The following is an 11,771-nucleotide window of genomic DNA, read 5'->3' on the forward strand; positions in this document are numbered from 1 at the left end:
GTCTCAAATTATCTGGTGCTCAATGGTCTCCCAAGAATGTTAACCGAATGCTACGCCTGCGCTGTGCCTATCTTAATCACGCCTTCTCTATGAGTATTTATGCTTGCTGACAAACTGGGATGCTCCCTTTGAGACCTTTCTTGTTGTTCTATGAGTAAGCTTCCCAACGTCTCGGGTAAAGCCTGTGTAAAAGCTTTGGAGAAAATCGGATTTTATCTAAAACGACGAGAAAGTAGCCACATAATTCTGAGAAGGGATGACCCCTTTGCCCAAATTGTCGTGCCCGATCATCCTGCCTTGGCCAAAGGAACCTTGCGAGGGATTTTGCGGTAAATTGATCTAAAAAAGGGTTGCGCATACCCCGCAGCTTGCTGCGATTGGGATAAGCAACCCCAAAGTATTAAAATCCCGTCATGGAAGTAAAACGGGCTAGTCATTGCGTGTATCAAATTCGCTACCATATGGTTTTCTGCATCAAATACCGTCGAGGACTTTTGGGACTGGAAGAACGTTCCAATTACCTCAGACAAATTTTCCATGAAATTGGACAACGTTATTGGTTTGACATGGAAGAAATGGGGACTGATGGCGACCATGTGCACTTATTTGTGGGGGCAGCACCTAAATATGCTCCCTCTAGAGTCATGCAAATTCTGAAAAGTATTAGTGCCAGAGAAATGTTTAAACGCTTTCCAGAACTGAAACGACAATTATGGGGAGGAGAGTTTTGGAGTGATGGTGATTATATTGGGACAGTAGGGGATGGTGTAAGTATCGAAATTGTCAGGCGCTATATTCAAGAGCAAGGAGATGAAAAAGAGAAGGCTCGTATGCAACAGATGAACCTTTTTCCCATCTAGATACCCCGCAGCTTGCTGCGATTGGGTTATTCATTTAAGTGTGGATGAATTTATCAATCTTCTGTAGGATGATCGCCTAGAAGTGATTACCATTGTGGGGGGAGGCTAGCTTTTAATTGGTAGGGGTATGGCACCGCCTAGAATGGTTCTTAGCCCCAAACTTTCTTTGTAAGCACTTTTTTTGTGGAAATTACTTTTCTTGGTACTAGCTCTGGCGTTCCCACCCGCAACCGTAATGTTTCCAGCATTGCCCTCCGTTTACCCCAAAGGGCGGAATTGTGGTTATTTGATTGCGGAGAAGGTACCCAACACCAGTTTTTGCGCAGTGAAGTCAAAATTTCCCAATTAACCCGCATTTTCATTACCCATCTCCACGGGGACCATATTTTTGGGCTCATGGGCCTATTGGCTAGCTCCGGTTTAGCAGGTTCGGGGCAAGGGATTGAACTTTACGGGCCGGAGGGATTAGGGGATTATTTAGAAGCCTGTTGCCGTTTTTCTAGCACCCATCTAGGCAAACGCCTCAAGGTCCATACTATCCGGAAAAATGGGCTAATTTACGAAGATAAGGACTTCCAAGTCCACTGCGGCCTATTAAAACATCGCATTCCTGCCTATGGTTACCGGGTGGAGGAAAAACAACGGCCGGGAAGATTTAATGTGGAGCAAGCAGAGGCTTTGGGCATTCCCTTTGGCCCGATTTACGGTCAGTTAAAACAAGGAAAAACCGTCACCCTGGAGGACGGCCGCCGCATTCGGGGTCAGGAGCTTTGTGAACCGCCGGAACCGGGTCGGAAATTTGTTTACTGCACCGATACGGTCTTCTGTGAAGGGGCGATCGCCTTGGCCCAGGATGCAGATTTGTTGGTGCATGAGGCCACTTTTGCCCATCAAGACGCCCAATTGGCCTTTGACCGGCTCCATTCCACTTCCACCATGGCGGCCCAGGTGGCCTTATTGGCCAATGTCAAGCAGTTGATCATGACCCACTTTAGTCCCCGCTATGCCCCCGGCAATCCCTTGCAATTGGAAAATTTACTAGCGGAAGCCCAAGCCATTTTTCCCAATACCCGTTTGGCCAGGGATTTTTTAACGCTGGAAATTCCCCGTCGAAAAGCCGAGTCCGTCACGGCAATGTCAGTCCCTCAGCCATCCCCTGCATAACCAACTTTGGCTCGATATAGTAAAGCGTCGTTGCGACGATAACCCACGTAACGCACCACCACCATTGTCCCGATTTCGGGACCTGGCCCCGGACCGATAAATTCATGGCACTGGGGATCGTAGGGTACCATTTCCCCCACAGCGGCGATCGCCTCTACTTGCCATTGTTGGAGTAGGGTAGCGATGGGTTTAGTGAGGTGCAAAAGCTTTTGGGCTGGCCATTGGGGATTTTGTTGGGCGGCGGCGGCGGCGGTAGGCCATTGCAGTAACCAGGGTTCAAGAATTTCCAGGGCTTGCTGTTGCCATTGACTTTCTAGTTGCTGGGATTGGTTATTCAATTGCTGTTGTAGTCTGGCATATTCAGTTTCTAAAGCTTCAATGGTTCGCTGTAAAGACAAAATTTCATCTGCCGAGGGCTGATTGGTTTGAGGTTCCGGTAAGGGCATGGTTCCCCCCAACTGTTGCCACAGTTCTTCTAGGGTCAAACCCAAGGCGATCGCCAATTTGACCATAATGCCCAGGGGAATTTGGGCTATCAGACCCCACTCTAAACGGGAAAGATACCAGCTCGAAATCTCTGCCGCTTCTGCCAGTTTAGGAAGGGAAGGATAACCCGCTTGCTGATAAAGTTGCCGTAAATTTTCTCGGTAAGGAATATTAGCCATAGGGAAGTATTGCAACAGATAAAAAAAATTTAAATAAGTTGTCTTTTATTCAGAAGGTGGCATTTTTGCTCCTTCCAACTGAGCACCTTGGAAATTTACGCCATTTATGTTTGCTTTAGATAAATCAGTGCTGTTTAGTTGACTAAATTTTAGATTTGCACCACTGAGATCAGCACCATCAAAATTAGCCCCTCGCAAATCTGCTGATGAAAAATCACATCCCCTTAAACTTGCATTACAAAAGTCTGCTCCCCTGAGTTTACTGTTGTTAAAATCAAAACCATTTAAAACTGAGTTTGCAAACAAGGCTCCGTTAAGCTCCATGTAGGTAAAACCACAATCAATTAACTTAGCTTTTCTAAAATCAGCACCATCCATATACATTAAAGTATTGTCCGGTTTGATACCTACAATCGTGGCATTTTGTAAATTGGAGTGGCTTAACTTAAGGTTTGCATACAAATCTTTATCAAACCTACTTTTTTCATAACAAATAATTGCTTCAGATAAATTGGTGCCACTCATATTTGCTGAACATATCATTGCCCCCGTCAAATTTGCCTTTTTAAGATTGGCCCCACTAAGATTGGCTCTATAAAGATTTGTAAAACTCAGATCCATATTTTCTAGTGAAACTCCAGGTGTAATTAACAGTGCTCCTTGCTTTTGGGGATTAATGTCGCTGGGGAAAATTGTGTGTAAATCGTACAGTGCTCCGACTAAATCTACGTTTTTTAGAGATGATGTTGTAAGGTCTAGACAAGATTTTGAATACTTGGGATTATATCCCCTTAAATTAGCTTTTTTAAGAATAGCACCGTCAAACTTAGCATTTTCTATTTTAATAAACTTATCTCTTGATTGAAATCCAATGCTATCAAAATCAACTCCTTCCATATTAGCATTTTCAAAATTTGTGTTTTTAAAAATACATTGACTAAACTTCACATAAGCTAAATTTGCTCCAGACAAATCCGTATCAGTGAAGTTTACATGGCTAATCTTTGAGCGACTTAGATTAACCTGTCTTAGGGATGCTCCAGACAAGTTACATTTGTGAATTTCTACATTGTATAAATCTACATTATCAAAACATGATCTTGATAAATTTAAATTATAAATATGTCCATGTTCTTTAAATTGAATCTTACTCAAATCTGCATTAATTAGTAAACTCAATTCTTCATTGTTTTTGGGGTCAACAATATTGGATTCAATGATTCGATAAAATTCATTTGTGCTAATCGTTAATTTCATAATTTTAAAAATTAGTTGTTTTTACGATTTACCAAGCTTTTTACTGATTTTTTTGATCAAAGTTTGGAACTTTAAAGTCATAATTCTCCTGCGAGTTAAAGGCTCGATGGTTTGATTAAAACTAGGATGATAGTCAAAAAATTCGTTAATATCCAATAAAATTATTCTTAACCGTTCCAAAATATTTTCCCGACGGTACTCCACCAACAAACCAGGATCTACCCTACGCCATTGCCTAGAACCGTTCACCACACCTAAAATTCTTTGGCAATCATAATTTAGGGCATAGCCAGCAATTTTTTCACAATTAAACCCAGGGTCTAGATAGTCGGATAGTCCCCCATTAACGCTGGAAAAAACATGACAGCCACAGGCCATGGCTTCCATTGGTTGTAGGCCAAAACCTTCACTTACTCCCTGTTGGGCCCAATATTCTGCCGAATCGTAAAGATACACTTTTGCTCGGTTAAACATTCCTGTTAAATCTTCGACGTAACTGTCGATTACTTTTACATTACATTGACTTTGTAAAGCAGGAATTAATTGTTTTAATAAATAGTGGGACGATTTACGGGCTTGCACTAATACATCAATGTCTCGAGTTAGTCCCAAATCACTAAAGTCTTCAGAAATATGGTTGGGCAAATAATACAACAAGGAATGAGGCGATCGTTGCCCCCAATAACCCATGGTGTTACGACTAATGCAAACAATGGGCAAAGCGGTGGGTAAATTAAAACCATAGCCAGTGCTGTGGGCGTGGTAAATTACCCGATAACCCTGCAATTTTTTTGCCAATTTTGGAATGTCAAAGCCCCAACTAATCACAAAAATGACTTGGCCTAGATTTCCTTGAGCTAGGATATCATCTAAAAAAAGTGTGTTTGGTTCTCGCTGTTTATAAGTAACAATAGTTGCTGGACAAATTTCTTGCACCAGCTTGATGGTTTTTAATTCTGCCCACAGACCACCACAGGCAAATTTACCACCTAATCCTGGTAATAAAAAGTAAAGTTTACGCATTGAAATTTAAATTAAAAATATAAAAATTTGTATAAGTTAATGGAGTGGTGTTACTTGATTTAATTGCAATTGTCACTCTGAAGGGATGTTAATTTAAGCAAATACCACAGTGCGATTATCGTAAACAAGAATTCGGTGTTGCAAATGTAAGCGCACGGCCCTAGCCAATACCACCCTTTCCAAATCTCGACCCTTACGGATTAAATCCTCCACATTATCCCGATGACTAACCCTTACCACGTCCTGTTCAATAATCGGGCCTTCATCCAATTGGGCAGTTGCATAATGGGCGGTGGCTCCAATGATTTTTACTCCCCGTTCATGGGCTCGATGGTAGGGATTTGCCCCAGGGAAGGCAGGTAAAAAAGAGTGGTGAATATTAATAATATTGGGAAATTTACCCACAAAATCGGTGGTTAAAATCTGTAGATATTTTGCCAACACCACCAGATCAATTTGATACTGTTTCAACAGGGCCAATTCTGCCGTTTCCTGGGCTAATTTATTCTCTTTCGTAATAGGTAAACAATGGAAATCAATGCCAAATTGGTCGGCAATGGGTTTCAAGTCAGGATGATTACTAATAATGAGGGGAATTTCACAACGCAACTCCCCCGATCGCCAGCGCCAGAGAATATCGAGCAGACAATGGTCTTGCTTGGAGACCCAGAGGGCTAAACGGGGCAACTGGTCAGAAAAATGAATTTGCCAAGTGGCCTGGAGTTGCTCAGCCAATCGAGCCCAAGCGCATAACAACTCCGGACGGGATAGCCGAAAATTGTCCAACTGCCACTCCACCCGATTCAAAAAAAGCCCACTGGAGAAGTCCGTATGCTGGTCGGCGTGGATAATATTGCCCTGGTTTTGGTAAATAAATTGGGCAATTTGGGCCACAATACCCGGTTGGTCAGGACAGGAAACAAGCAGTGTTGCAGTGAGATTTTGCATTTAAAGACAACGGAATACAGCCCTAGGAAAGTGAGACGATAGTTCACCCTGTCATTTTCTCACTTACTGCCCCCTGGGGATCTGTCCACCAATTATGGGTAGCTCACCAATAGTCATCGCTCACTACGGTCTGTAGTCCAATGTTGTAAAGCCGCTGTAGTTAATTTAATTATTCAATCAATCAAGACATCCTCGCCGGAATCGATTTGGTTGGCTTCCCATTCCACATTGGGCATTGATTCAAAAGCCTGACGCACATAGGATTCCCAGAGGCTACGCATTTTAGCCAAGTAGGGATCTCCTAAGCGCAGTTGCAGAGTGTGGCGCACAGAGAAATGATTGGCTTCCACCATGGTCAGATTAATGGGAGGGCCAACGGAAATATTCGACTTCATAGTGGAGTCAATGGAAAGCAAGGCACATTTGGCCATGGCTTCCAGAGGAGTGTCATAGGTGATGGTGCGGTCCAGCAACGGCTTGCCGTACTTAGTTTCGCCAATTTGTAGGAAGGGGGTTTCCTTGGTGGCTTGGATGAAATTGCCCTGGGGATAAATTAAGTACAATTCCTGGTGGGGTTCTCCCTTAATTTGTCCACCCAAGAGAAAATTACACTGAAAATCAATGCCGTCTTTTTCCAGCCAGGGTCGGTCTTTTTCCTGCATTTCCCGCACTTTACCACCGATGTAGGTGGCAACTTCGTGCATAGTGGCAATGTTATGGAGATGTTCACCGTCGTCCCGCTGAATATCCCGGTCAATCTGATGGAGTACGGCCTGGGTAATGGCTAAGTTGCCGGAGGTGCAAAGAATTAAAATCCGATCGCCGGGGAGGGAATAATCAAATAATTTCCTGTAGGCGGAAGTGTAATCCACTCCAGCATTGGTGCGGGAATCTGCCCCCATGACCATGCCAAAACGATTAATTAAACCCAAACAATAGGTCATAGCCAAAGTGTAATGATTTCAAGATTTCAAGTGGAGGTGAGACAATTTTGCAACCAAGCGACAATTTCCCCCGCCGTAGTTTGGGATTCCCGCAACTGAAAATAGGGCAACACCACAGTTTTCGGGGCCGGTGTCACTCCCAAAATGGCGATCGGGCCATGGAAGGTGGCCAACTGCTGCCAAAGTTGTTCGAGACCTAGGGGGGAGGGACTCAACTGTTCAAATAACAACAGCAGGGGATGGCCTTGCTTGCGTTGCAATTGATGCCAGTAGAACCGTAGCTTGGACAAATTATCTGGGATAGCCCCATCAAATTCGGGACAATTTTGGTCAAGCATTTGGTCGTAGATATCTACACTGGGATTATCCAAACTCAAAAATTGACTAGTATCAATCCAAATTACCTGACAACCATTCAGGGGAGCATTTTCCCCCTGTAAAGTTTGTGCCAGGGAGTAACGGAAAAAGGATCTTTGTTTAGAACTTTTCCCAGGAATACTGGTGCCAGAAACCGCTAGGGGAGTTTGATGCCATGCTTGATAAAAATCAGCATAGGTCATTTGTTGGGCGCAGTACCAAAAAATTTGCCAATGGTCTCCCGAGTTTTCCCCCTGGGCCTGGGCACATAGCTCCTGCAACTGATGAACCACCGTGGGGAGCAACTTACGGGGCACAATCTTGATCAAAGCCTGGGCCGCATCCTGACGGACCCGATCTTCAGGTTTTTCTAGCAATAACCCCAACAGAGCCTGGGCTACCTCTCGATTGTTGGGACCGATTTGGGCCAGGGTTTTGACCACCGCCCGGAGAATTTCCCCCTCGGCATTGGTGCCAACAACGCGGATCAGGGCAGCCAACACGGCGGGATTATTTTTTCCCACTAGGGCTAAATCTTGGGCGGCAGTTAGACGGATACTTTCGTTATCGCTATTTTGCAGGAGATTAATCAGGGCCATGAGGGCAGAGAGATTGCCTGGATCAATGGTGGCTAAACTGGTGGCCGCTTGCCGTTGGCTATAGGGATCCTCCTTGTTACGCAACAGACGGAGGAGGGTATTAATGGCAATGGGATTGCCCGGGTCAAGGCGCCCCAAAATTTCGGCCCAAATTTGTAGATGCTCGCTGGTTGCCGTGTTTTCCAACAGATACACTAGGGAAGGCAAAATACCGACGTTGTGGGGATCGACCTTCAACAGAGCTTGGATAGTTTCATTGAGCAGCCAGTCCCCTTCTTCACTGCGGGGTTGGGCCACGGCCTTTTCCACTAGGGTAGTTAAGGTGGCGATCGCCGTGGGGTCTCCCTGGGCAATTTTGGCAAGGCTACTGACAATCAACCAACGGACAAAAACATCCTCCTCCGCCATTAGTAGATCTGCTAGGCTGGCCACCACTGCGGGCGATGGCACCCCCACTTCCCCCAAACTATAGATGGCCTGTTTTCGCAAGGGTAGGGGTTGATCCGCTTGGATATGCCGTTGCAAAACCACCAGGGCCGTAGGATTTCCGGGGTCGATCCTTTCAAGACTTTCGGCCATCTGACAGAGAAATGCCCCAGGAGGATAAAGCCTGAGTTTTTGCAGCACACTGGCAATGACTAGGTTCTGGTTTTTGCCCACCGCTTCCAAACATTGCAATACCTGACGATGGTGCAGCACCGATAATTTCGGAGAAAGCAAATCCAGCAGAGCTTTAATCACTAACAAATTACCCACGCCGCAATGAGCCAGGGTTTGGAAAGCTAAGCTGTAATCTTTTTGGTCAGGGTGCAGGGCTGCCAAGAAAGTAGCTACTCCAGAGGAACTGGCGGGATCAATTAAGATCAGCGCCGAAGCAATGGCAAAGCGTAAACTGGATTGTTGATGGAGGGCTAGCTGTTGCTCTAAAGCCCCGATCACCTGGGGAAATCCCTGGCCCCACTGCCCCAGCCATTGGCAACATTGGCCATATACTCGGTCATCCTCGGTGGTTTGCAGAGTTTTGAGGAGGGCTTGGATCACCGGCGGACGGTGGGTTGTCGCTAAAATCTCCATGGCCCATTTTTGTTGGCTGCCATTACCTCCCACTGGGGTTAAACCTTGGGCTAACAATCTGGCCACAATCTCATCGGCCTGGGTGAGGTCTGGGCATTCCCGCAGGGCCAAGGCCGCACTCTCTAAAGCCCTGAGTCCATAGAAATTTTCCGGGCTACAACGGTCGTCAAACTCCAACATCACCTGGAGAAAAGCCTGTTTATTGACTAGGCCGATATCCTCCCGTCCCCACCAAAAGGTCAATACTCCCTGCCACTCCGGAGCAAAAATACGATACTGATGCCGATAAATATCGAGGAAAAAGTGCCAATCGGCGATCGCCTGGGCAGCAAAATAATCCCGAAAAGTATCGTCGGTAAAGCCATAACCCCTTTCCCAAACGCCTTTACGCACAGCGGTCTTGGGCATTAACCAGCCCAATTGCAACGCCGAGCGCAACAGGGGGGAATCTTTGCCAAATATTTTTTCCACTTCCGCCGGAGATAGGGGGCGATGGTCAACTGGATTTTCCCCCAGCATTTGCTTGGCCAATTGACCCAACAATTGGGCCAACTCCTCTTGCTGGCCTGGTTTACTGGAGGCCCATTCGCTTTGCCACAGGTAAAAAGCCTTAGTTAATTGGCGGTACAAAGCTCCACTGCTGACAGGAAAATCCCTCGGTTGATCCCGCCAAAAGCGACAGCACAACATTAGGCGCCGGGGCCGGAGCAAATAGGGCCGTAAATGGCTCACCAACGGATTGGCCAACGCTTCCTTGAGAGCAGTAGCTAGGGCATTGGGTTGGCTTTGGTTTTCCGATTGAGCTGGGCGATCGGGGGTGAAATAATCTTCAATGGCAATTTCCACCTCCCCAGGATAGAGTAATGGCTCCAACTGATAACGGGTAAAACCGGCCAGTCCCCGGGGATCATTGCGCCTGGTGTCTGGACGACAACTCAACAGCACTGGTGTAGCGGGCACTTCCGCCAAGCTATCCTTGAGCCAAGTTAGGCTTCCCTGGGCCGCAGACATTTGCCCCGGGTCGGTAAAGGTGTAATCAACTCCGTCTAGCACCAACCAAAACTGCCCCGCCTGGAGCCCCAGTTGTAAACTATCCCGCCAGGTCGTCGGGGGAATTTCCCCATTGAGGGTCATGGCTTCCTGTAACCAAGGGCCAAACAAATAATCTTTAATGCTCCGGTGTTTAAAGCGGGAGGGGTTAAGCCAGATGGGTAAGCAATGGGCTCGGCCCTCTTGGTAGCGTTGCCATAGACCCTGGGCAAAATGTTGTAAAAAAATTGTTTTCCCAGATCCCGCTTCCCCCATAATGGCTAAGTAACGGCTTTTTTCCCCTCCTTCGGCAATTGGAGCCAATAGACTGTCCAAAAATTCCAGGGGGCCATAGCTAGTCTGGACGTTGTGCTCGCTGGTGGCTTCGCTGGCAATCACCTTAAGGGAACGAGGAATGCGACCGGGCTTTTTCACAACGAATTCCGGCTGGGTTTGCACTGAAGTGCAGGGTAAGGCACGGTAGAGCAACTGTTGACATACCGCAGGCCAGTCGGGGATCGTCGGGGAAATTTCCTGGTTATTTCCTTGACCGTGGTGATTGTTCGCTGTCCCTGAAAGGCTGGAGGAGTGGACCATGGTAGTTGCCAACAAGGTGGGAAGGAAGCAAGGATTAGGGGCGATCGCCAGGGATTTAGGTTAAAGTTAAAAGCAAAAAAATCCCCTCTGGCATTCACTGTACCAAATCTACCTACCCCCCAACCGTTGACTGGGGCAAATTACCGGCAAATTTGGATTTCTGCCAATCATATAGTTTAGTTTAACTATAGAAACAGACTATAGTTGCCGCCATGGGCTTTGAGTTTTTTTAGCTTGGCTGGCCAGTGGTCAGCGGGCACCAATGGAAGCTTGGAAGGCTGGCCTTTGCACCAAGTTTTGGACGTATGCTGCCACCGCAGGGTAGCCATCAAAGTTAAGTTTGAGCATGATGGGGACATAGGCCAAAATTGACCCCACCGCCACATCCACCACCGAAAATTTTTCTCCGAGGATAAATGGCGATCGCCCTAAAATTTCCTCCAAAGATTGCAACAGTCGGGGCATTTCCTTTTCCCGCACCGCTTCAATAAATAAACCATTGGCCAGGGTGGAATTGGCGAACAGGATCCATTGGTTAACCAGCGCCCTGGCTTGTACATCGGCGGGAATGGTACTGGCTTTTTCCGCTAGGTAGAACAGAATTGCACCGGACTCCCAAAGGTAAAAGTCCCCATCGGCGATCGCCGGCACTTTGCCAAAGGGATTAATGGCCAGGTAGGGAGCTTGGCGATGTTCCCCTTCCTTGAGGTTAACGTTAACAAATTCGTAGGGCAGGGATAATTCTTCCAGGTACCACTGGATGATGGAGGCTCGACTTTGGGGAGCACCGTATAGTTTGATCATAATTTTTTCTCCGAAGTTGGTTCTAAATTTTTTGACAATTGTGGCGAAGAGGGGGACCCCCGTCATAGTTTCCTCTGTTCCTAGACGCCAAGCCCTTTGGGGTCATAATCTGGGAACCAATGAACCGAAAAGCCCTAGGGAGTGCTAAAGATCACCATATCCTGTCCCACCACCGGCGATCGGGCAATGAGTTCTCCCCTTAGATCGTAAATCCGTAGCCGTTGGAAGGAAAGCTTTTGGGCCCTCTGCCATAGGGCATCGAGGAGGGTTTGTTGCTGTTTGGGGGACAATTCTTGCCACGAATCCCCCACCGTCAAAGTCAAACGACTGGCTAAAAAGTTCGGTTCGATGCGTTCCATCAACTGGGGCGGATAAAGCCCCTCTAAATCCACCAATTCTCGCTGAATCACCGCCAATAAACTCTGTTCCGGGGTTAGGGGGGCCAGGGGC

General features: G+C 46.7%; 10 protein-coding genes and 1 pseudogene. 3 read left to right on the forward strand and 8 right to left on the reverse strand.

Annotation, left to right across the window (positions count from 1 at the left end; translation table 11 throughout):
• The first annotated feature begins 150 nt into the window (after positions 1-150).
• From IQ217_RS17785 to IQ217_RS17795, 3 genes are all read left to right on the forward strand, one after another.
• Positions 151-333, forward strand: a complete 183-nt coding sequence (locus IQ217_RS17785) for a type II toxin-antitoxin system HicA family toxin (protein ID WP_194021158.1) — start codon at positions 151-153, stop codon at positions 331-333.
• 80 nt (positions 334-413) lie between these two features.
• The gene (tnpA, locus tag IQ217_RS17790; RefSeq protein WP_194021159.1) at positions 414-860 is read left to right on the forward strand and encodes an IS200/IS605 family transposase; all 447 of its coding nucleotides are present in this window, start codon (positions 414-416) and stop codon (positions 858-860) included.
• Between the two features lie 183 nt (positions 861-1,043).
• Entirely contained in the window at positions 1,044-2,024 is a 981-nt protein-coding gene (locus tag IQ217_RS17795; RefSeq protein ID WP_194017955.1) for a ribonuclease Z, read from the forward strand.
• On the opposite strand, the gene IQ217_RS17800 is transcribed toward IQ217_RS17795, so the two are convergent.
• The 8 genes and pseudogenes from IQ217_RS17800 to IQ217_RS17835 all read right to left on the reverse strand — a co-directional run.
• A complete protein-coding gene (locus IQ217_RS17800; RefSeq protein WP_194021160.1) occupies positions 2,006-2,689 on the reverse strand; it encodes a helix-turn-helix domain-containing protein in 684 nt (227 codons plus the stop codon). The two genes, IQ217_RS17795 and IQ217_RS17800, sit on opposite strands and share 19 nt — an antisense overlap.
• Positions 2,690-2,734: 45 nt before the next feature.
• A complete protein-coding gene (locus IQ217_RS17805) occupies positions 2,735-3,946 on the reverse strand; it encodes a pentapeptide repeat-containing protein (RefSeq protein ID WP_194021161.1) in 1,212 nt (403 codons plus the stop codon).
• A 21-nt stretch (positions 3,947-3,967) separates the two neighbouring features.
• Positions 3,968-4,969: a glycosyltransferase gene (locus IQ217_RS17810; RefSeq protein ID WP_194021162.1), complete on the reverse strand. Its 1,002-nt coding sequence runs from the start codon at positions 4,967-4,969 to the stop codon at positions 3,968-3,970.
• Between the two features lie 93 nt (positions 4,970-5,062).
• Positions 5,063-5,917 (reverse strand): formyltetrahydrofolate deformylase, encoded by an 855-nt coding sequence (gene purU, locus IQ217_RS17815; protein WP_194021163.1) that lies wholly within the window; start codon positions 5,915-5,917, stop codon positions 5,063-5,065.
• 173 nt (positions 5,918-6,090) lie between these two features.
• Positions 6,091-6,861, reverse strand: coding sequence for a proteasome-type protease (locus IQ217_RS17820; protein WP_194017949.1), 771 nt, complete (start codon positions 6,859-6,861; stop codon positions 6,091-6,093).
• 26 nt (positions 6,862-6,887) lie between these two features.
• Complete coding sequence (locus tag IQ217_RS17825) at positions 6,888-10,517, reverse strand: NACHT C-terminal alpha/beta 1 domain-containing protein (RefSeq protein ID WP_228024277.1); 3,630 nt, start codon at positions 10,515-10,517, stop codon at positions 6,888-6,890.
• Positions 10,518-10,766: 249 nt separating this feature from the next.
• On the reverse strand, positions 10,767-11,321 hold the full coding sequence (locus IQ217_RS17830; RefSeq protein ID WP_194021164.1) for a glutathione S-transferase family protein: 555 nt from the start codon (positions 11,319-11,321) through the stop codon (positions 10,767-10,769).
• A gap of 134 nt (positions 11,322-11,455) precedes the next feature.
• Positions 11,456-11,771: pseudogene (locus IQ217_RS17835) on the reverse strand (hypothetical protein); the annotation flags it as partial.

Source organism: Synechocystis salina LEGE 00031 (assembly GCF_015207985.1).
Lineage (GTDB): Bacteria > Cyanobacteriota > Cyanobacteriia > Cyanobacteriales > Microcystaceae > Synechocystis > Synechocystis salina.